20 protein-coding genes and 1 tRNA gene are annotated in these 20,313 nt (G+C 62.8%); 13 read left to right on the plus strand and 8 right to left on the minus strand.

Annotated elements, in window-relative coordinates; all coding sequences use genetic code 11:
* Nucleotides 1–5: 5 nt before the first annotated feature.
* Together ACTJK0_RS13385 and ACTJK0_RS13390 are read right to left on the minus strand one after the other, a co-directional pair.
* On the minus strand, nt 6–980 hold the full coding sequence (locus ACTJK0_RS13385) for an IS481 family transposase (protein ID WP_440744822.1): 975 nt from the start codon (nt 978–980) through the stop codon (nt 6–8).
* 482 nt (nt 981–1,462) lie between these two features.
* Entirely contained in the window at nt 1,463–1,939 is a 477-nt protein-coding gene (locus tag ACTJK0_RS13390) for a winged helix-turn-helix transcriptional regulator (RefSeq protein ID WP_110545725.1), read from the minus strand.
* 127 nt (nt 1,940–2,066) lie between these two features.
* Here ACTJK0_RS13390 and ACTJK0_RS13395 point away from each other — a divergent pair, with 127 nt between their 5' ends.
* Genes ACTJK0_RS13395 through ACTJK0_RS13405 form a run of 3 tightly spaced genes read left to right on the plus strand, consistent with a single transcriptional unit; the run spans nt 2,067 to nt 4,353 of the window.
* Nucleotides 2,067–2,783: an SDR family oxidoreductase gene (locus ACTJK0_RS13395; protein WP_440745495.1), complete on the plus strand. Its 717-nt coding sequence runs from the start codon at nt 2,067–2,069 to the stop codon at nt 2,781–2,783.
* Between the two features lie 50 nt (nt 2,784–2,833).
* Nucleotides 2,834–3,358, plus strand: a complete 525-nt coding sequence (locus ACTJK0_RS13400) for a PaaI family thioesterase (RefSeq protein ID WP_440745496.1) — start codon at nt 2,834–2,836, stop codon at nt 3,356–3,358.
* The gene (locus ACTJK0_RS13405; protein ID WP_440745497.1) at nt 3,355–4,353 is read left to right on the plus strand and encodes a TDT family transporter; all 999 of its coding nucleotides are present in this window, start codon (nt 3,355–3,357) and stop codon (nt 4,351–4,353) included. Before ACTJK0_RS13400 ends, ACTJK0_RS13405 begins: the two co-directional genes overlap by 4 nt.
* 492 nt (nt 4,354–4,845) lie before the next feature.
* On the opposite strand, the gene ACTJK0_RS13410 is transcribed toward ACTJK0_RS13405, so the two are convergent.
* The 3 genes from ACTJK0_RS13410 to ACTJK0_RS13420 all read right to left on the minus strand — a co-directional run bounded on the left by ACTJK0_RS13410 (nt 4,846) and on the right by ACTJK0_RS13420 (nt 8,164).
* A complete protein-coding gene (locus tag ACTJK0_RS13410) occupies nt 4,846–5,688 on the minus strand; it encodes an SDR family NAD(P)-dependent oxidoreductase (protein ID WP_440745498.1) in 843 nt (280 codons plus the stop codon).
* Nucleotides 5,689–5,865: 177 nt separating this feature from the next.
* On the minus strand, nt 5,866–7,317 hold the full coding sequence (locus ACTJK0_RS13415; RefSeq protein WP_110545647.1) for an APC family permease: 1,452 nt from the start codon (nt 7,315–7,317) through the stop codon (nt 5,866–5,868).
* A gap of 49 nt (nt 7,318–7,366) precedes the next feature.
* Nucleotides 7,367–8,164 carry a tyrosine-protein phosphatase gene (locus ACTJK0_RS13420; protein ID WP_440745499.1) on the minus strand — a complete coding sequence of 266 codons (798 nt, stop codon included), beginning with the start codon at nt 8,162–8,164 and terminating at the stop codon, nt 7,367–7,369.
* 218 nt (nt 8,165–8,382) lie between these two features.
* On the opposite strand from ACTJK0_RS13420, the gene ACTJK0_RS13425 reads away from it, so the two are divergent.
* The 9 genes from ACTJK0_RS13425 to ACTJK0_RS13465 all read left to right on the plus strand — a co-directional run bounded on the left by ACTJK0_RS13425 (nt 8,383) and on the right by ACTJK0_RS13465 (nt 16,747).
* Nucleotides 8,383–8,997, plus strand: a complete 615-nt coding sequence (locus ACTJK0_RS13425) for a TetR/AcrR family transcriptional regulator (RefSeq protein WP_440745500.1) — start codon at nt 8,383–8,385, stop codon at nt 8,995–8,997.
* A gap of 34 nt (nt 8,998–9,031) precedes the next feature.
* Nucleotides 9,032–10,159: an N-methyl-L-tryptophan oxidase gene (gene solA, locus ACTJK0_RS13430; RefSeq protein WP_440745501.1), complete on the plus strand. Its 1,128-nt coding sequence runs from the start codon at nt 9,032–9,034 to the stop codon at nt 10,157–10,159.
* Between the two features lie 142 nt (nt 10,160–10,301).
* The gene (locus ACTJK0_RS13435) at nt 10,302–11,255 is read left to right on the plus strand and encodes a phosphotransferase (protein ID WP_440745502.1); all 954 of its coding nucleotides are present in this window, start codon (nt 10,302–10,304) and stop codon (nt 11,253–11,255) included.
* Nucleotides 11,256–11,350: 95 nt separating this feature from the next.
* The gene (locus ACTJK0_RS13440) at nt 11,351–11,749 is read left to right on the plus strand and encodes a GlcG/HbpS family heme-binding protein (RefSeq protein WP_440745503.1); all 399 of its coding nucleotides are present in this window, start codon (nt 11,351–11,353) and stop codon (nt 11,747–11,749) included.
* Between the two features lie 95 nt (nt 11,750–11,844).
* A complete protein-coding gene (locus tag ACTJK0_RS13445; protein WP_440745504.1) occupies nt 11,845–13,185 on the plus strand; it encodes an aspartate aminotransferase family protein in 1,341 nt (446 codons plus the stop codon).
* Between the two features lie 52 nt (nt 13,186–13,237).
* Nucleotides 13,238–14,635, plus strand: coding sequence for an aldehyde dehydrogenase family protein (locus ACTJK0_RS13450; protein WP_440745505.1), 1,398 nt, complete (start codon nt 13,238–13,240; stop codon nt 14,633–14,635).
* 120 nt (nt 14,636–14,755) lie between these two features.
* Nucleotides 14,756–14,980 carry a hypothetical protein gene (locus ACTJK0_RS13455; protein ID WP_440745506.1) on the plus strand — a complete coding sequence of 75 codons (225 nt, stop codon included), beginning with the start codon at nt 14,756–14,758 and terminating at the stop codon, nt 14,978–14,980.
* Between the two features lie 43 nt (nt 14,981–15,023).
* The gene (locus tag ACTJK0_RS13460; protein WP_440745507.1) at nt 15,024–16,130 is read left to right on the plus strand and encodes an S-(hydroxymethyl)mycothiol dehydrogenase; all 1,107 of its coding nucleotides are present in this window, start codon (nt 15,024–15,026) and stop codon (nt 16,128–16,130) included.
* Nucleotides 16,127–16,747, plus strand: coding sequence for an MBL fold metallo-hydrolase (locus tag ACTJK0_RS13465; protein WP_440745508.1), 621 nt, complete (start codon nt 16,127–16,129; stop codon nt 16,745–16,747). The genes ACTJK0_RS13460 and ACTJK0_RS13465 overlap by 4 nt, the downstream gene beginning before the upstream one ends.
* 87 nt (nt 16,748–16,834) lie before the next feature.
* Here the strand turns inward: ACTJK0_RS13465 and ACTJK0_RS13470 are convergent, their stop codons facing one another.
* Both ACTJK0_RS13470 and ACTJK0_RS13475 read right to left on the minus strand, forming a co-directional pair.
* Complete coding sequence (locus tag ACTJK0_RS13470) at nt 16,835–17,452, minus strand: Lrp/AsnC family transcriptional regulator (protein ID WP_440745509.1); 618 nt, start codon at nt 17,450–17,452, stop codon at nt 16,835–16,837.
* A gap of 321 nt (nt 17,453–17,773) precedes the next feature.
* Nucleotides 17,774–17,855 (minus strand) — tRNA-Leu (locus ACTJK0_RS13475).
* A 202-nt stretch (nt 17,856–18,057) separates the two neighbouring features.
* Here ACTJK0_RS13475 and ACTJK0_RS13480 point away from each other — a divergent pair.
* Entirely contained in the window at nt 18,058–18,663 is a 606-nt protein-coding gene (locus ACTJK0_RS13480; protein WP_009358190.1) for an ANTAR domain-containing response regulator, read from the plus strand.
* 111 nt (nt 18,664–18,774) lie between these two features.
* Here ACTJK0_RS13480 and pyk read toward each other — a convergent pair whose 3' ends face one another.
* Nucleotides 18,775–20,280 carry a pyruvate kinase gene (gene pyk, locus ACTJK0_RS13485; RefSeq protein ID WP_440745510.1) on the minus strand — a complete coding sequence of 502 codons (1,506 nt, stop codon included), beginning with the start codon at nt 20,278–20,280 and terminating at the stop codon, nt 18,775–18,777.
* Nucleotides 20,281–20,313 lie beyond the last annotated feature (33 nt).

The raw sequence follows: 20,313 nt of genomic DNA on the forward strand, positions 1-20,313 counted from the left end.
TGTACTCAGCCAGTAGGTTGGTTGCACCTGCTGATGGGTGGTTTGCCTCCGAGGCTGCCGTGCGGCCGGTGGTTGTTGTAGAAGTTTAGCCAGGGCTGCAGCGCGTCGGTGCGGGCCTGGTTGGATGTGAAGGGTTGGCGGTAGGCCCAGCATTCCTGGAGGGTGCGGTTGAAGCGTTCTGCTTTGCCGTTCTGCCAGGGATGGCGGGGTTTGATCAGGATATGTTTGGCACCCAAAGCAGCCAAGGCGTCCTGGAAGTCGCGGGAGAGCCGGTAGGCGAAGGCGTTGTCGGTCATGACACGCCGGACGGGTGCGCCGTTCGCTGCCATGGCGGCGGCGGCCCGGGTGAGGAACCCGGCGCAGGTCGGGCCTTTCTCGTCGGGCAGGACCTCGGCGTAGGCGAAGCGGGTGTAGTCGTCCACGGCGACGTGGACGTAGTCAAAGCCCATCCTCTGATGCGACTTGCGGTGGTTTGCCGCGCTCTGGGAAGGGTCGGCCCGCCACCCCCCGCCGTCAGGGATCCGGCCAAGTTTCTTGACATCGATATGGATCATGTCCCCTGGGGCGTCTCGTTCGTAGCGGCGGTCGGTAGCCCGGGACGCGCGGATCCGTTCCCCGGTCACCGGGTCCAGATCCCACAACCTGGGCATGCCCGCCCTGGCCAAAATCCGGGAGACCGTCCGGGCGCTCGTGCGGCAGCGCAAAGCCAGGTCCGTTGGCCCTTCGCGGTGCTCCACGCGCTGGGTCAGGACATCGGCAACGACTTCCGCCGAGGTGGCGTGGGGGCAGGATCTTGGTCGGGAGCTGCGGTCCTCGAGGCCGTCCCAGCCGTGGGCACGGTACCGGCTGAGCCAGCGGTGCGCGCAAGTCCGCGAGATGCCCATTTCCTTCGCCACGTGAGCGACGGGACGGCCGGCGAGGACGCGCTCGACGAGGATCCGCCTACCATTCGGAGTCAGACGGGCATTACGGTGAGACATGAGGACCTCTTAGTCGTTGGCTGTGTGTGGTAACCACCAACCCAAGAGGTCCTCACCTATTCACGATGTAACCAACGTCCTGACTCAGTACACCTAGTGCGGGCGTCCCGGACAACCAGCACTGCACAACCTATCCTGAGCGACGGCTAGAGATTCTCGCCCGGTTTCTTATTTGTGCCCCAGGGCAACGGGAGTGGTCTGGTCACGCTGACGCCCGTTTGGCGATCTCGAATTGCCTCCGCTGGGGGTAACGAGTTGGGCCCCGTTGAGGCCCACGAGTTTCTCGGTCACCCAACCACGCTGGACCGGCGGTAAGCGCATGAAGAACCAGACATACACAGGCCAGCCTGAGTACGCGCGGGCGATTTCGACGCGGATCTTTTGTTTAGCTCCTGCTGTACCTCTTGATGGTTTCCACAGTTTTGCTCCGCTGCGGAAGGACCGACTGTGGGGTGTTCCGTCCTCGTCCTGCATATTGGTTTTTACTGCTCCACCGGGATCGGGTCGGCCGCGGAAACAGGCGGTCCGTGCATCAGGCTCCCCTGTTTGAATTCCTCGCCGCATGCCGCGCAGGTCAGCACCGGTTTCAGGTCGGCCCCGCAACTGTGCCAGAAGGAGGCGCGGGGGGTCTCGTCGCGCATCCAAGTACTGCTCCAGGCCGCGAGTGAGACCAGAATGGGAGCAACTTCAGCACCGGACCTTGTGAGGTGGTACTCGTGGCGCGGGGGGTGCTCGGAATATTGAACGCGCTCAATGACACCGTGGCTTTCGAGCATCCGCAGCCTGCCCGTGAGGATGTCGCGGGAGGCGCCGGTGTTGCGGGCTATCTGGTCGAAACGATGAACACCCAAGGACATCTCACGAAGCGCGAGCAGCGCCCACCGCTCGCCCAGCACTTCAAGCCCGGCCGCGATGAAACACGCCCTGGGCGCCGCCCCGGCCGTATCGGCTGATGTCATGACGTACCTGCTTTCATTTCTTTCTCCAAGCATACTAGTTAGTTGGAAAATCAAACTGACTCGGCTAACCTGACTTTCGAAGGCTGCTGCGACCGCGTCGGCGCCCTGTCTGAGATCAGGAGAATTCATGCCACAACTGTCTGGCGCCGTCGTCCTTATTACGGGCGCGAATGGAGGACTCGGCCGGGAGTGCGTCGAACAGGCCCTCGCCCGCGGCGCGGCGAAGGTCTACGCGACAGCCCGCCGCCCCCGGGAATGGAACGACACCCGGATCGTCCCTCTCGCCCTGGACGTCACCGACCCCAACTCAATCCGTGCCGCCGCCGCTCAGGCTCCGGACGTCACGGTCCTCATCAACAACGCGGGCGTTGCCGTGGAATCGGACGCACTTCTGGCACTGCCCGACGACGAGATCCGATACGTGATGGAAACCAATTTCTTCGGACCGGGCGCCCTGACCAGGGAATTCGCGCCGGTGCTCGCAGCCGGCGGGACGTCAGCGGTCCTCAATATCCACTCGGCGCTCAGCTGGATCGCCCTCACCGGCGCCTACAGCGCATCCAAGGCCGCTCTGTGGTCGGCGACCAACTCCTTCCGGATGGAACTCGCTCCCCAATGCACGCACGTCACGGGGGCGCATGTCGCCTACATCGACACGGCCATGGCTGAAGCTGTGGATGCTCCAAAAACCGCCCCCGGGGAAGTCGTGCGGAAGGCGCTCAATGGGCTTGAGCAAGGAGATTACGAGGTCATCGTTGATGACATCACCGCAGGGGTGAAGCGCGGACTGTCCGGCCCGATCGTGGATCTTTACCCTGCCCTGACAGCCAATGTCACGGCATGATCCCAGGCGAAGTTCGAAGATGCCCCCAAGAAACCAGGGAGAAGGCACATGTGCTGACTGACAACTCTGCAGAGCGCTCGGAGACGTTCAGCTGGGTGAATCCGGTTATCGCTCTCGAACAGCTGCCACGACTGTCGGGCCTCGACTACTTTGCCGGCCTCCGCGACGGCAGCATAGCGCCGCCGCCAATCGCGTCCCTGATGAAGTTCGATCTCGTCGAAGCTAAACATGGGCACGTGGTATTCGAGTGCCGGCCGGGAGAAGCGCACTACAACCCCCTTGGCGTGGTGCACGGCGGCCTGGCCTGCACCATCCTTGACACGGCCCTCGGCTGCGCAGCGCACACCACCCTGGTAGCAGGTCTCGGCTACACCTCCATCGACCTGGCAGTGAAGTACCTGCGCCCTGTGACGCTCCGGAAGGGCGCCCTTCGAGCAGAGGGGTCCGTGGTGAAAGTTGGTTCGCGGCTGATTTCCACCGAGGGCCGTCTCTGCTCGGCCGAGGGTGAACTCCTCGCCACCGCCACTAGTACTCTCCTGGTCTTTCCCCACCAACCGGAAGCGCTTACACCATGACACAAAGTCTGACTGCCGTTGCCCTGGCACCTGCCGCTCACGAGCCCGGCGAACCCCTGAACCCCAAGCCAGGGATGCATGCGTTGAGCCGCTTCGGCGTACCGCTGGGGCTTGCCGGCCTGGGCGGCGCCTGGTCCGCTGCGAGGAGCTCTCTCGGATCCCCACAATGGCCGGAAGAAACCCTCTACGGAGCCGCCACCGCCTTATGGCTGGTCCTGACGGTCCTGTACGTAGTCCGGGGCCTTCGGCGGAAAGGAACATTCCGTTCCGACCTCAAGCACGAGGTGGCAGGTCCGTTCGCATCCTTCATCCCACTCGTCGGGATCCTGCTGTCCTCCCACTACAGCCAGTATTTGCCGCCCTGGTGTGATTGGTTATGCGTGGCCTTCATCGCCGCCCTGGCCATCGTCGCCACACAACTTCTCGCCCACTGGATCGCCGGCGGGGTATCGATGCAGTCAATCCACCCCGGCTACCTCCTGCCCGTCGTAGCCGGGTCCTTCGTTGCGAGCATCGGATTCTCAAGCATTCACGCCCACGACGCCGCCATCGCCACATTCGGCGTCGGCGTGTTCTTCTGGCTCGTCGTTGGCACCGTCGTCACCGTCCGGCTCATGACCGGAGACGCGCTGGCACCAGCCGCCAAGACGGGACTGTCCGCTTACCTGGCTGCGCCCGCAACGGCGAACATCGCTTGGATGGTGTCACACCCCGGACCGACAGGGACCGTGCAACTCGGCCTCACCGGCGTCCTGGCAATCATGGCGCTACTGCAGGTCATGCTCCTCCCCCAGTACCGCCAGCTACCCTTCTCACCAGCATTCTGGGTGTTCACCTTCCCCGTGGGCGCGACCACCAACTACGCCATCCGCTGGCTTGCGACAACCAGTATCCCCGGCCGCGAAATATACGCCTGGACACTACTCGGACTCGCAACAGCCTTCACCCTCACCATCGCCACCCGCACCGCAATGACCGCGATGGCCCGCTCATGAGTGAACTGGACCGAACCAGGAAACAGTAGGCGGCCTGAAGTAAGTTGCTGGTGCCTGAAGATTCCGCCAAAACCGCAATGCGTGCTAGTGGGCACAGGGTAGGAACCTGACCTGAGTTAGGGACAGCGGGCAGTTGGCGTAGGAGATCAAGCGCACGCAACCTGACGTGGAATAGCGCGTGACAAGGCGAAACACCCGTACGTTGGGCGGGGTTCGCGCTCGTTCTTCCCCACCCCGCTCCAGGTACACGTGGACATAGCCCCTCGCTGCCACAACCGGGCCCAAGCAGGCTCCAGATTCTTAGGCGTACTTCGACTATTCCCGGGCCTTCGCCAGTCGACTTCTTCCCCTCCGACGGTCTTGCTGACCTCCGGGAGCAGGTGTTGGACGTGGCGGGCCCTCCTAAAGGAGGGCCCGATTTTGGCGTCCGGATGGGAGCCCAAAATCGTGCCTAGAAACAGGCGCGCATCTATGGCGGCTGGGGGTTGAGTTCTAGGTTGTGTGGCTTGCAGTCGTTGGCGTGGAAGCCGCGGTATTGGTGCCCATCCTCACCCGGGGATCGAAGGCGATGGCGCCGGGCTCGACTGCAATTAGTCCGCCATCTACCGGGATCATGGCTGCATTCACATATGACGCCCGGTCGGAAAGCAGCCAGGCAATGACATCGGCGACCTCGGAGGACGCGGCCGGGCGCCGGCTAGGGACGAACGCCGTGGCAAGGCTGTAGGCTTCCTCGCGATCGATGCCGCTGTGTTCAGCAAATTCACCCATCTCCATATCCGCCATTTCCGTCCGGGTCCAGCCAGGACATACCGCGTTGGCGCGCACCCCGAGCGGTCCGTAATCGACCGCGATGGATTGCATCAACATGGCAAGACCGGCCTTCGTGGCGTCGTAGCCCGCGATTCCAGCCGTCGCGCGAAGCGCTGCTGCTGAGGCCACCCCTACGATCGAGCCGCTGGCTTTGATCAGGTGCGGCAGGGCGGCACGGACTAGCAGGAAGGGCCCGGTGAGGTTGGTGCTGACCATGGCGTTCCAGTCTTCATCGGACAACTCGCCGGCACTGCCGGCGCGGACAATTCCGGCATTCAGTACGAGGCCGCTAATAGCGCCGAATTGCTCCACGGTATCGGCGACCAGCCGTTCCATGTCGGAAGCGGAAGCAACATCCGCGACGACAGCGCGGGCGCCGGTCATGTCAGCGACCTTGGCGATAGCTTCCCGCCGGCGTCCACAGATGACAACTTCCCACCCTTGGCCCTGGAGTGCTGCGGCGGAGGCGGCTCCGATTCCGGTTCCTCCGCCCGTAATAACTGCAACTGGTGTGGGGGTCATTCTGCTCTCCCGGTTCTGTTTCGAAGGTGTGTGCTTTCGCTTACTCGTGGAGGACCGATCGTCAGACTTCAAAGACCATGCGGGCATACCACTGGGCCACCTCGTGAAGACGTTGTGGTCCTGGAGGAAACGAATTACCGTGCTGCCGCCCGCGGNGGCGGCAGCACGCTAACCGTTTCAGATAACTTCTTTGGCGTAGTCGATGTCGCGCTTGCTCCTGCCGAATACCAGGCCGCCAAGCATCGCGGACGGAATGAGGATGAGCAGCCACTTTGCGGCGGCGTTGTCAGGCCCGATGAGGGAGTCGTAGTTCTCGATCGTCACGTAGCCGATATAGGAGAGGATCAGGGTGGAGAGCGTAGGGGCGATCTTGGTCGCCCAGATACTGGTGTTGTCTTTGGTCCGGACGAAGTACACGACGATGGATACGGACGCCACGATGAGGATGGTGATGAAAGCCGCCGTTGCCAGGGCGCTGAACCAGGCGAACACGACGGTCAGTGGGTCTGCGCCGAGGACGAGGAAGGTAACCACGACGATGCCGACGGCCACGCCGTTGGACAGGGCTGCGGTGGCGGGACTCCCATCCCTGGAAACGGTGGCCAGCCTGGCCGGCAGTACTCCGGCACGGCTGAGGGCGAAAAGGTAGCGGGCGAACATGTTCATCAGGCCCAGCAGCATGGCGAGGTAGCTGGTCACGACGAGGACCTGCATGGCCATGCTCAAGACGCTCCCTCCGCTTTCGGAGGCGAGGTTGAAGATGAATCCTGCAGGGTCATCCGTTGCCGCCTGTTGGATGTTGTCCACCCCGATGGCCCCTCCGATAACCCAGATGGAGAGCGTGTAAAAAATTCCGACAAAGGCGATCACGGCGTAGAGGGCCCGCGGGATGGTCTTGCGGGGGTTGATTGCTTCTTCCGAGAACACCACGGTTGCTTCGAAGCTGGTGAAGCACAGGAAGGCGAACAGCAATGCAATGCCCAGGCCCGGGCTGAAGAGGTTCTCAGCGGTGAAGCCGGAGAATGTGAAGACTCCCGGCCCCTTGCTGGCAACGAGCACAATGACCAGAGCAGCAACGACGAGGGTTTCGCCGATGATGAGGACGGCCAAGAGTCGGATGCTCGTGTCGACGCCCCGCATGGTGAGTGCCGTGGTGATCAGAAGCAATGCGACAATCCAGACGAGCGGGGGCACGGAGAGTCCCGTGATGCTCTCCAGCAACTGCCCGGCGAAGACGCCGAACTGTGACCAGAGCCCGACCTGCAGGCTGAGGTACATCAGCAGGGCCAGACCTGCTCCTGCGGTGGCCCAGGGTGTACCGAGGCCTTTGGCGATGTAGGCGACAAAGCCGCCGGCGTTGGTGACATGCCTGCTCATGCGCAGGTATCCGACGGCGAAGAGTGCGATGAGCAGTGCGGCGATCGCGTAGATCAATGGGGCTGCAGGTCCAACCGCCGCAAAGACCACGGGACCGGTACCGACGACGGCCGCCATGGGGGCCGCCGCTGCGATGACGAAGAAGGCGATGGCGAAGACGCCGAGTTTATTTGAGCGGAGATGGCCTGCTTGCGGTTGGACGGGTGTGCTGGACGGCGTCGTTGCCGGCAACTCGCTGACATTATCAATCATGGGTTTTCTCTTTCGGGCAGATAATGGCCGTAGCCGTGGTCGGGCTTCCTCAGACGAGGAGCCGTGCCTTGAGTTTGCTTGTGAGCGCCGGAGTGATGCCGAGTCCGTCTTCCAAGTAGGAGTGGCGTGATCCCCAGGCGTGCTCCACGCTGTGCCATGCGGCTTCGAGGTACCCTTGCCGCGCTTGCAGCAAGGGTGCGATGACTGTCCGCAGGTGCTTGTCGATGCGAGCGACGCTGCCTGCGGAGTCTCTGATGAGGTATTGGTTCTCCGGTGATGAACTCTGAACATAGTCTTCGAGGATCGCGGTTTCAGGTACTCCCAGGATGGTCAAAAGGATGGCTATTGCCCATCCGGTTCTGTCCTTCCCTGCCGAGCAGTGGACGACCACAGGCAGCTCAACTCGAGCCAATGAATGAAGGAAGCTGGCAAATACCGCCGGGTTACCTGCTATGTCACGGGAATACAGCCGATGCATTGCCTCTTCAGCCCGCGCAGCCGTCAGCGTCCTGCCAAGCTCGCTCACGCGACCTTCGCGAACCGCAGACCACAGCCACGCGTCCCTGCTGTCTTTAGCCTGAAGTGGCGTTTGTACAGCCTTCAACACAGGCACGCAACGGTCTTCGGCTTCGGATTCCCAAGGACTTCGCAGATCCATGAAGTGCAGGCCCGCCGCCTCCAGCCTTTGACGGTCCGGAGCTGTCGAGTATCCGAAGTGCCCACTCCTGTACAGCAGGCCTTCAGCGACACGGGATCCTCCGTGCGTTGGCAGTCCTCCGAGGCTTCGGAAGTTCCGGACGCCCTCAAGGGAGTTACGGCCAGCCAAGCCTGGTGTGACCTGTTTCATACACAAAAGGTAAACACTGAATGTTTCGTCCTGCAATAGAACACATCAAATATTTCTTGCTTAACTAATCCAAACATCGGGCATGGTGTTCAATGTTCGCGACGGGGGCATGCGGGCTAGGCTGCACTCGTCAAATTTTGCACAGACTGTTCACTTTTAGGAGAGGGTGTGCAATGCTGTGAAGCAGATCACCGGACACCCACGCGAAGGAGCAGAAAATGAGTGCCTCCAACAAGCCCCTCTCCCTTCGGGAACGCAACCGTATGAGAACCCGCGGCGACATTCTCGACACCGCAGCCGAGCTGCTGAGTTCGGAGGGGTACGCTTCGACCGCCCTTGAAGTCCTTAGCCAGCAGGCGGGTATTTCGAGGGGGACCATTTATGCCCACTTCCCGGGCGGAAGGGACGAAATTGTCCGTGAGGTGTATCTGCGGATCGCCGACGCCGTCTACGTACGGGGCATCAGCCTGCGCGATCCCCTCACGGACCCCGGTGCAAGAATTACGGCGCTGGCCACCGCGCTGGTGGAGGCGACAAAGGAGCCAAAGGGCCGGTTCTACGGGGTGATGGGACCGGACCTGGTGTCGGCCCTCTCGGATGTCATGGGCTCGACTTCCCGCTCTTTCGAAGAGCTCATCGCGCGCGATCTGAAGGATGCCAAAGACAGCGGCACTTTGCCTGAGGACGCGCCCACCGAAGCCTTGGCCGCAACCATCACCGGGGCAATCCGCGCTGCCGGGGCTGCTGCTGCACGTAGGCCGTCGGACGCCGAGCCGGCCGTCGCGGCTATCCGGCTACTCATGGACGGACTTCTCATACGAGCCACGGTCTGACCCACCGGGCTGAAAAACCACAACGGAGGAATTTGTGTCAAAACAACACTACGACGTCATTGTCATTGGATTGGGCCCCTGGGGTTCATCAGCGGCCTGGCACTTGGCGGCCCGCGGCAAGTCTGTGCTCGGCCTGGATAAGTTTGCCCCACCGCACATGCACGGTTCGCACGGAGGCGCAACACGGCTGGCCCGGCAGTCCAGCAGCGCAGGAGCCCAGTACACCACCTTCACAAAGCGGACCTTTGAGTTGTGGGACGAGTTGGCCGCGAAAACCGGGACCCGGCTGTTGGAACGTTCGGGAACTGTGTTCGTCGGTGAACCCGGATCGATGTGGTTCGACAAAACGGTGGCATCCCTGAACGCGTCCGATTTTGAGTACGATGCCCTTGACGCGTCGACGGCTCGGAAGCGGTTCCCTTGGGCCACGATTAAAGACGACGAAGTCGCCGTATGGGAGCCAAACGGCACCGTTGCCCTCGTTCACCCCGCCATCAAGGCCCTGCAGTCGGAGGCTCGCCGGCTCGGCGCAACCCTGCGCACGGGAGAAGCGGTTCAAGGCTGGGATGAGAGCGCTTCGGGCATCGTCGTGAGCACGGATCAGGGTAACTACTCGGCCGACAAGGTCGTCGTCACCGTGGGTGCCCGCGCCAACCATTTGATGCAACTGGATCTGCCCTACAAGGTGGACCGTCAGGTGCTGGCCAATTTCCGCCAGGACGGGCCACCGAAGCCGGCCATCTACTTCGCCAAGCCCCCAGGATCGGACGAGGCACCGGCTTACGGTTGCTCCGAGCCTAACGGTGAATGGAAGTTCTCTGTCCCCGGGAAGGGAAACTGGATCGATCCCGAGGACCTTAGTCAGGACCTCAGGCCCGGAGACCTCGAACGGATCCAGGAAGTCCTCAGCGCCAGGCTCCCGGACATCGACACCAACCCGGTATCGACCACCGTATGCATGTGGTCTGAGGTGGAGGACGGCCATTGGGTTATTGGTGGACACCCGGAGTCGTCCAATGTCGTCATCGGCACCGGAGACATGGGCCGGGGGTTCCGCTATGCAGCGGTTGTTGGTGAAATGCTGGCCGATCATGTCGACGGCATTTCCCGCCCCGAAACAAACCTGTTCCTGCCTTCACGCTTCGCCACAGCAAAGGCGTAAACAGTGACACCGGCAGATGTCCTGACCGCACCGTTACAGAGCTTGTGGGAGCTCGTGAAACAGTGCGAACAGTGCAGCCAGGACTACCTCCGACCCCAACACAGTGCACCTGCATTCGAACATCGAAGGACATCCAATCGTAATGACCATCGTCCCTGATACCGAAATCACCAGCATTGAGGCGGTGCTTTCGACGAACCCCGACTGGGGTGGCTGTCACGTCACCGCACATTCCCTCTCCGGCGGCCAGGCCCATAAGAACTACCTCGTGGAGGACGGTTCCCGTCGTTGCGTCGTCAAGCTCTGGAACAACTACTGGGAAACGGTAGGAGTTCTGCCCGCCGCCCACGTGGTTCTGGAGAACACGAGAATTGCCGCCGACATCGGCGTAGGCGCGCCCGTCATAACAGTCTCAAACGAACCCTTGGCGCTGGCCCTCGACTTTGTTCCGGGAGGCCACCCGAGGCTAAGCGACGACGATGACTCCGTCACCCGACTCGTCCCTGCCCTTCACCGGCTTCATCACTCCGGCCGCCGGTTCCTCAACGACATCAACCCCTTCAACCTGGCCCGACAAAGGATGGAGGCCGCCAGAAGACAAGGTATCGAGCTGCCGCCAGGAACGTCAGCCATCCAGGCCCTGATGGACCGTCTGGAGACCGTCCTGGCCCTGGATCCTTCCCAGTTTGTTCCCTGCCATTTGGACATTTGGGATGCAAACATCATCAAGGACACCTCCTCGATGACCTACAACATCATCGACTGGGATCTCGCCGGCAACTCGGACCCGTGCTACGAGATTGGATTCATTGCAGCGCAAAACGGATTCGGGAAAGAGAAGGCACGCGCACTCTTTGAGGCCTACTTCGGCAACACTGACCCGGTAAAAATGGCGCGCGCCAGGCTCTTCATGGCAGTGGCTCATTGGTCCAACAGCGGACTGTGGATCACCGCCATGGGCAACGCCGCACCCAACGACGACGCCGACTACGCAGGGGAACTGCGTACCTGTTGGGAAGGGTTGATCACTGAAATAACAGCCCCTGACTTCCCCGACTTAATAAAGGCAGCCGCAAAACCGGCAGCTCTCGTCTAACAAAACCCCCGCGCGCGTTAGCACCTAACCAGGGCTGGCTCTACGCCAGTCAATACAACTACGCCCTTAAACAGGAAAAGATTTCGGAGCAACAGATGAACGACATCACGCAGCAAGAAGCACACAAGATAGTTGAAGCGGCACGAGAGGCAGCCCTGTCCTCGGAAACCCTAATGAACATTGCCGTTGTAGACGCCGGCGGAAACCTCAAGGCCTTCACCCGCATGGACGGTGCGTGGCTTGGCAGCATCGACATCGCCATCAAGAAGGCACGCACGGCGCGCTACTTCGACATGCCGACCGGAGCCATCGGCTCCATCTCGCAGCCCGGCGGACCGCTGTTCAACATCGAAGTATCCAATGGCGGCCTGATCACCTTTCCCGGAGGCATCCCACTGACCAAAGACGGGGTCACCGTCGGCGCCATCGGTGTCAGCGGCAGCACCGTGGAAAACGACCACCTGGTCGCTACTGCCGGCGCCCAAGCCCTCTAACCGGTTGCCGGGGCCGGCCATCGACCGCCCGACCTCGGCAACACCCACCGACTCATGTTCCGGACTTAATTCCCCACCAACGGCCAAGGACAGCAATGACACTCGAAACAGCCACAGAACCGGCACCCGACGCGCTCCTTCAAGAAAGCCTCATTGACCGCCGCGAACGCACCATCGGGCGCCACTCCCCGCTGTTCTATGCCACTCCCCTGGAAATCGTCGCCGGCGAAGGCGTGTGGGTCCACGACGCCACCGGCAAGACCTACCTGGATGTCTACAACAACGTTCCCCACGTCGGACACTCCAACCCTGTCGTCCGCGAAGCAATCACAGCCCAGCTGCAGACCGTCAACCTCCACACGAGGTACCTCAACTCCCGCGTCGTTGAGTACGCGGAAAAGCTGCTGGCGCTCTTTGATTCCCCCTTGGAGCGGGTGTTTTTCACCAACAGCGGATCGGAAGCAAACGAGCTCGCGCTGCGAATCGCACGGCAACACACCGGCAACATCGGCATCCTTATTTCGGACCACAGCTACCACGGCAACACCACGACCCTTGCCGAATTGACCACCGGCCTCCAGGTCAAAGAACCCCTCGGCGCCCACGTACGCCCCCTTCGTATTCCGGACGCAGCAGGGCTGACACCGGCTAAACGAAAGCGTCTCCTCCAGGAAGCGCTGCGCGACGTCGACGCAGCCATCTCCTCGCTCCAGGCCGAAGGCTACGGCGTCTCAGCCATCCTGTATGACCCGCTGTTCTCAACCGAGGGACTCCTGCAGACCCCCGAGGGCTACATCGAGGCGGTCACCGACCGGGTCCGTGCTGCCGGGGGACTGATCATCGCGGACGAGGTCCAGTCAGGCTTCGGACGGACCGGCAACCACATGTGGGGCCACCAGGCTTTCGCCAGGACCCCTGATCTGGTGACACTTGGCAAGCCGATGGGCAACGGCCACCCCGTAGGTGGCGTCATAACCACGCACGCACTGATGGAGGAATTCGGGGAAAACAACACCTACTTCAACACGTTTGCTGGAAACCCCGTTTCGTCGGCAGCCGGCCTTGCTGTCCTGCAGGTCATGGAAGAGAACGGGCTTCTTGACAATGCACACCAACTCGGCAAATACATCGCTGACGAACTCGCAGCCCTTACTAAGGGCAACCCCAGGATCAAGAACGTACGCGGCCGGGGCCTCTTCTTTGGCCTGGAAATCGTCAATCCCGACGATGCGACGCCGGACCCTGCCGCCACCAAGGCACTCACAGAAGAGATGCGTTCCCGCGGCGTCCTGATCGGAAAGATCGGTCGCCACGAAAACGTCCTCAAAATGAGGCCACCGCTCGTCTTCGAACTCGAACACGCCCAACACATGATCGAGCAACTCCGTCTGGCACTGGAAACACTCAACGACCCAGCTGATCAAAACCAATGGTGACCATCCCGGATTCACCCGGAACAACAACTAACCACTCAATGAGGAGAATGCCATGAACACCACGCCTGTCCTTACCCAGGACTCCGTCTTCACCAGGACCATCTTCAATCCCGCCACCGGTGAACCCGTCGGCGACGCCCCCGTCCAGACGGTCGCGGACCTGCAGCACGCCATCGACGTGGCAGTCGCCGCCCAGCCCGGCTGGGCCACACTCGGCCATGAGGCACGGTCCGCTGCACTGCTGAAGGCCGCCGACGCCGTCGAAGCGCGCGCGGAAGAACTCGCCCAATTGCTGTCCCGCGAGCAGGGCAAACCGCTGAACGGCCCCAACGCCCGCTTCGAAGTCGGCGCCTGCGCCGCCTGGCTCCGCGCCGCCGCCGGGACACCGCTCGAAGCGGAAACCCTGGTCGATGACGGTGAAACCCGTGCGGAGCTACATTACCGGCCCATCGGCGTCGTCGGGGCCATCGGGCCATGGAACTGGCCCATGATGATCACCGTCTGGCAGGTCGCCCCCGCACTGAGAATGGGCAACGCCGTGGTGGTTAAACCCTCCGAATACACCCCGCTCAGCGTGCTTGCCCTCGTTGAAACCATCAACGAAGCCCTGCCCGAAGGGCTCCTCACCGTGGTCTCCGGCGGACGCGATGTAGGCGAGGCCCTCGCCTCGCACCCTTCCATCGGGAAGATCATGTTCACCGGCTCCACCGCAACGGGCAAGGCGATCATCAAATCCTCCGCGGACACCGTCAAGCGGCTCACCCTGGAGCTCGGCGGTAACGACGCCGGCATCGTCCTGCCCGACGCCGACCCGAAGGCCATCGCCGAAGGTCTGTTCTGGGGTGCCTTCATCAACACCGGCCAAACCTGCGCTGCCCTGAAACGCCTCTACGTCCACGACGACATCTACGACGCCGTCTGCGAGGAGCTCACCAATGTGGCCAAGGCCATGCCGATGGGCAACGGCCTGGACGAAAACAACGTCCTGGGACCGCTGCAGAACAAGGCACAGTACGAGATCGTCGCGAACCTGGTCGAGGCCGCCAAAGCCTCCGGGGCCCGCGTCCTCCTCGGCGGAAACCCGGACACTGACCAGCCCGGCTACTTCTACCCCACCACCCTCGTGGCCGACGTCGACAACGACAACCCACTCGTCGCCGAAGAACAATTCGGCCCTGCCCTGCCCATCATCCGCTACAGCACCATCGACGAAGCAATCCAGAAAGCAAACGCCCTCGACGTCGGCCTCGGCGCCTCCGTCTGGTCCTCCGACCTGGCAACGGCACGTGACGTCGCAACGCGCATCCAGGCAGGTACCGTCTGGATCAACAAACACGGCGCCGTCGACCCACGTATCCCTTTCGGTGGCGCGAAACAATCCGGCTACGGGCTCGAATTCGGCGTCGAAGGACTCAAACACCTCGGCGTGCCCCAGGTCATCAACGGCTGAAACACCACTGACCGGTGGGGGCAACGCCGCAGGCGGTGCCCCCACCGCGGAAGGCCAAGGCTGGGGCCCGCTTCGTAGTTACAGCGAGCGGTAGTGCCAAGCGATATTGCGGAGGATTCAATGAACCGCCATACCCATGCAGTTGAAGTAGAGGACTGGTCCATTCTCCGGGCCGGCGACAGGGTCGCCGTCTCAGAAGATCTCTTCTACCAGGACGGGCTCCAAGTAGAAGAAACCGCAGCGGACATCGGCGTGATCTGGGTCCGCAGAATTTCCAGTGGTGACCGCCAACTCCTCAGCGTCGGGACCCACAGAATCTGGCATCTCACCACCAGAAACATCTGATCCGCCGGTTCAACAGCAAGAACACAAACGAAGGTACGCATTCATGGTTCATAAAGTCCAAGCAGTTGTTGTCCGGGAGAAGAATGCTCCGGTGTCGCTGGAGACCATCCTGGTGCCGGATCCGGGCCGGGGCGAGGCGCTGGTGGACATCCTGACCTGCGGCGTCTGCCACACGGACCTGCATTACAAGCAGGGCGGCATCGGCGACGACTTCCCGTACCTGCTAGGCCATGAGGCCACCGGCGTTGTCAGCGCCGTCGGCCCGGACGTCACCTCTGTGGCGCCCGGGGACAGGGTGATCCTGAACTGGCGGGCCGTGTGCGGCCAGTGCCGCGCCTGCGCCAAGGGCCAGCCGCAGTACTGCTTCAACACCCACAACGCCACGCAGAAGATGACCCTGGAGGACGGCACTGAGTTGTCTCCCGCCCTGGGCATTGGTGCCTTCGCTGAGAAGACCCTGGTTGCTGCCGGGCAGTGCACCAAGGTAGACCCCGAGGCTGATGCCGCCGCGGTGGGGCTGCTGGGCTGCGGCATCATGGCCGGCATCGGTGCCGCCATCAACACCGGCGAGGTCAAGCGCGGCGAGTCCGTGGCAGTGATCGGCTGCGGCGGTGTGGGCATCGCCGCGATCGCCGGGGCCAGGCTGGCGGGTGCGACGACGATCATCGCCGTGGACATCGACGACAACAAGATCGGCATGGCCACGTCCCTCGGCGCCACCCATGGCGTGAACTCCAAGCAGGAGGACGCCGTGGAGGCCATCCGCGCCCTCACCGGAGGCCACGGAGCGGACGTGGTGATTGACGCCGTCGGCCGTCCCGAAACGTACAAGCAGGCCTTCTACGCCCGCGACCTCGCCGGCCGCGTGGTCCTGGTCGGCGTCCCGACCCCGGAAATGACGCTCGAACTGCCGCTCCTTGACGTCTTCGGCCGCGGTGGCTCGCTGAAGTCCTCCTGGTACGGCGACTGCCTGCCCTCCCGCGACTTCCCCATGCTCGTGTCCCACTACAAGCAGGGCAACCTGGACCTCGAGGCCTTCGTGTCCGAACGCATCAGCATCGACCAGGTGGAGGAAGCCTTCGGCAAGATGCACGAAGGCAAGGTGCTGCGGTCCGTCGTCCAGGTCCAGCGCGCTGGGGCGTCCGCATGAGCGTCACCATCGAGAACCTGGTCACCTCGGGCACGTTTTCGCTCGACGGCGGCACCTGGGACGTGGATAACAACGTCTGGATCGTGGGCAATGATGAGGAATGCGTCATCATCGACGCACCCCACGACGCCGCCGCGATCATCAACCAGGTCCGCAACCGCAAGGTCAAAGCCATCCTGCTCACGCACGCGCACAACGACCACATCGGCGCCGCCCGCGAAGTCGCTGACGCCCTGGGCGCCCCGATCCTCCTGAACGCCGAGGATCTGGTGCTCTGGGAGCAGGTCTACCCGGACGCGAAACCGGACGCTTACCACTCCGACGGTGAGGTGTTCGAGGTGGGCGGGGCGACGCTGAAGGCCATCCATACCCCGGGCCACTCCCCGGGGTCCACCTGCTTCTACCTCGAAAGCGAAGGCACGGTCTTCACCGGAGACACGCTGTTCAACGGCGGCCCCGGCGCCACCGGCCGGTCCTACAGCGACTACCCCACCATCCTCACCTCCATCCGCGGACGGCTCCTGACGCTGCCCGCGGAAACGGTGGTCCGCGCCGGCCACGGCGACAACACCACCATCGCCGCAGAGCAGGAAACGCTGGCGAAGGTCCCGCAGTAGTGGCAGGAACAACGCAATAAGCCAGTGAAAAGCGAGCCGTGAACATCCGGTGCGCTTTTCAAAGACACCGCGAGGGCGACCCACGCGTCAGGTGCCGTACCCTCCGAGGTCTTCGCCGAACGACAACGCCATCGTTCCGCTGCGCTTCAGCGCGTCTACCACCACGGCCGGCTCGATGGCCTGCGCCCGGGTGGCCCATGCAGACTCTTTCAGGTAGCTAGAGAGTGCCGCGCGGCTGGGAAAGACGGCATCGACAACAAGCTGGAAGTCACCGGCGAGGACCGCAGCGTACCGGACTGACGGGGAAGGAAGCATTTCCGCTTCCACGCGGTCCAGTTCCGGAAACGGCACTTTGATCCACAGCAGCACCTCTACCGGCAAGCCGAGCAGCGCAGGCTCGAAGACTGCGCGGATGAACAGTGTGCCCTCGCGCCGCATCCGTGCGACCCTGCGCTGGGCGGTCTGCACCGAGAGTCCAGTGATGCGCGCCAGTTCCTCATAGCTGGCGTGGCCATCGCGTTCCAGTGCCCGGAGAATCTGCCGGTCCTCTTTGCCCAGCTGCTCAACATGCTCCAGTGCGGTCGGAGCCTCCGAGTAGCGGGTTCCGCTCATCGCTTCAATTTCTTCCGGCGTCAGGACGCCGGGATTCCACTGGTGCATGGTCCCGAGATAGCTCAGGACCGGATACGTGGCCGCCGATCTCACCCCCGGGATACTCCCTATGTCCCGGTCAACGGCTCAGCAAACTTAGAGGCAGGCTGGAAATCTCCGCGGCGCAGTCCGCGGACCCAATGAGGATGTAGGTGTACGTCCAAAAGAACGACGACGACGGGCGGCTGCTCGCACAATGGGCCTATAGAGCCTGAAGACCAAACAACGGACGACGGCGGGATTCCCGCCGTCGTCCGTTGTCATCCTGATCGCTGCTATCGCAGCAGCGCCGAGCCACTACGCCCGAGGACCTACTGCTGTCAAGTTTTGTCAACACTCAAAGAAGAAACAGGCGCTTGACCTGCGGAAACACTGTGCCCGAGGTGGGACTCGAACCCACACACCTTTCGATACCGCATTTTGAGTGCGGCGCGTCTGCCAATTCCGCCACTCGGGCGCGGATTACATGAACCGAAGGTACGCCCACAGCTGACTGTGAGCAACGCGATCGCTTCACGTACGCGGAATTACTCTACATGCAGATAGGCTGAATTCCAGAATCGCGCCGCCGTCGCCGCAAACGAACCCCTGCAAGCCAAGTACAACCGCGGTGGCACCTAAGATAGTGCTGTCCCGCCGTACCTTTTCAAGGAGATCCCGTGACTGAACAGACGGAGTCCAAGCCCACGTCCCAGCCGGCGCGCCGCGTCATTGTGGCAGAGGATGAAACCCTCATCCGCCTCGACATCATCGAGATCCTGCGCGGCGAAGGCTACGACGTCGTGGGCGAGGCGGACAACGGCGAGAAGGCCGTCCAGCTCGCCGAGGAACTGAAGCCGGACCTGGTCCTCATGGACGTCAAGATGCCCGTCATGGACGGCATCTCCGCGGCCGAAAAGATCGTCAAGGCCCGCATCGCCCCCGTGGTGCTGCTGACCGCCTTCAGCCAGAAGGAACTCGTGGAGCGTGCCCGCGACGCCGGCGCGATGGCGTACGTGGTGAAGCCGTTCACCCCGGCGGACCTCATCCCCGCCCTGGAAATCGCGCTCTCCCGCCACGAGGAAATCAAGGCCCTCGAAAGCGAAGTCTCCGACCTGCAGGAGCAGTTCGCCACCCGCAAGCTTGTCGAACGTGCCAAGAGCCTCCTCACCACCAAGATGGGCCTGACGGAACCGGAAGCCTTCCGCTGGATCCAGAAGACCTCCATGGACCGCCGCCTCAGCATGCGTGAGGTCGCCGAAACCATCATCAACCAGGTCAACTAGGCCGCGGGCCGGCCGGACAGGCATTACGACGCCGGCCCGGTCACCGAAAGCCCAACGTCACCAACGCAAAAGGACCCCTGCCAACCGGCAGGGGTCCTTTCACGTTGGAGGCTAGGCCTGGGCGGCCTGGTTCCTCTTCTTCTTTTCCGGCCAGGGGCCGAGCTTTTCCTTGTTGCTCGCGAGCTCTCCGGCGCGGGTGGAGTCGGCGAGGTCGCCCACCTTGTGCACCTTCAGGGAGTTCGTGGAGCCAGCCTTTCCGGGAGGCGAGCCGGCAGCGATGACCACCAGGTCACCGTCCTCCACCAGGCCCATTTCCTCGAGGCTGCGGTCAACCTGCGCGGTCATGGCGTCGGTGTGGTCCACCATCTGCACGAGCACCGGCTGGATGCCCCACGTCAGGGCCATCTGGTTCCAGACCTGCTCCACCGGGGTGAACGCAAACACCGGCTTAATGGGCCGCAGGCGGGACAGGCGCCGCGCGGAGTCGCCGGACTGGGTGAACGCACAGATGTACTTGGCGTCCAGCTGGTCGGCGATTTCGACGGCGGCACGCGTGATGGCACCGCCACGGGTCCGGGGCTTGGTGCCCAGCGGGGGGACGCGCTCCAGGCCGTGGACCTCGGTGGATTCGATGATCCGGGCCATGGTCTTGACCGTCTCGATGGGGTACTTGCCGACGCTGGTCTCACCGGAAAGCATGACCGCGTCAGCACCGTCCAGGACGGCGTTGGCGCAGTCGGACGCCTCTGCCCGGGTGGGGCGCGGGTTATCGATCATGGACTCGAGCACCTGGGTGGCTACGATGACCGGCTTCGCCCAGCGGCGGGCCAGCTCAATGGCGCGCTTCTGCACGATCGGAACTTCCTCCAACGGAAGCTCAACACCGAGGTCGCCACGGGCCACCATGATCGCGTCGAACGCGTCGATGATCTCCGGCAGCTGCTCAACGGCCTGCGGCTTCTCGATCTTGGCGATGACCGGCACGCGGCGGCCTTCCTCGTCCATGATCTCGTGCACCCGGGCAATGTCGGAAGCGTCGCGGACGAAGGACAGGGCCACCAGGTCGACGCCGCGGCGCATCGCCCAGCGCAGGTCGTCCTCATCCTTTTCGCTCAGCGCGGGAACGTTGACGGCCACGCCCGGGAGGTTGATGCCCTTGTTGTTGGACACCATGCCGCCGACGGTCACCTCGGCGACGACCTTGACGTCGTCCACCTCGATGGCACGCAGGGCCACCTTGCCGTCGTCGATCAGCAGGGCGTCGCCCACCCGGACGTCCTCGGTGAGGCTCTTCAGGGTGGTGGAGCAGATCTCCTGGGTACCGGGAACGTCCTCGGTGGTGATGGTGAAGATGTCACCAACGGCCAGCGCATGCGGACCATCGACGAAACGTCCCAGACGGATCTTGGGACCCTGCAGGTCGGCCATGATCGCCACGGCCTTGCCCAGGTCGGAGGCCGCCTTGCGGACGTTTTCGTAGGTGTTGTCATGCACGGTGTAGTCGCCGTGGCTCATGTTCATGCGGGCGACGTCAACGCCAGCCTCCAGCACAGCCAGGGTGTTCTCGTAGCTGGCAATTGCCGGGCCGAACGTAGCCACAATTTTTGCGCGTCTCATATACCTACCCTATTGGTCTCTTGCATTGGTTAA

Source organism: Paenarthrobacter sp. 22069, from assembly GCF_052046035.1.
GTDB lineage: Bacteria > Actinomycetota > Actinomycetes > Actinomycetales > Micrococcaceae > Arthrobacter.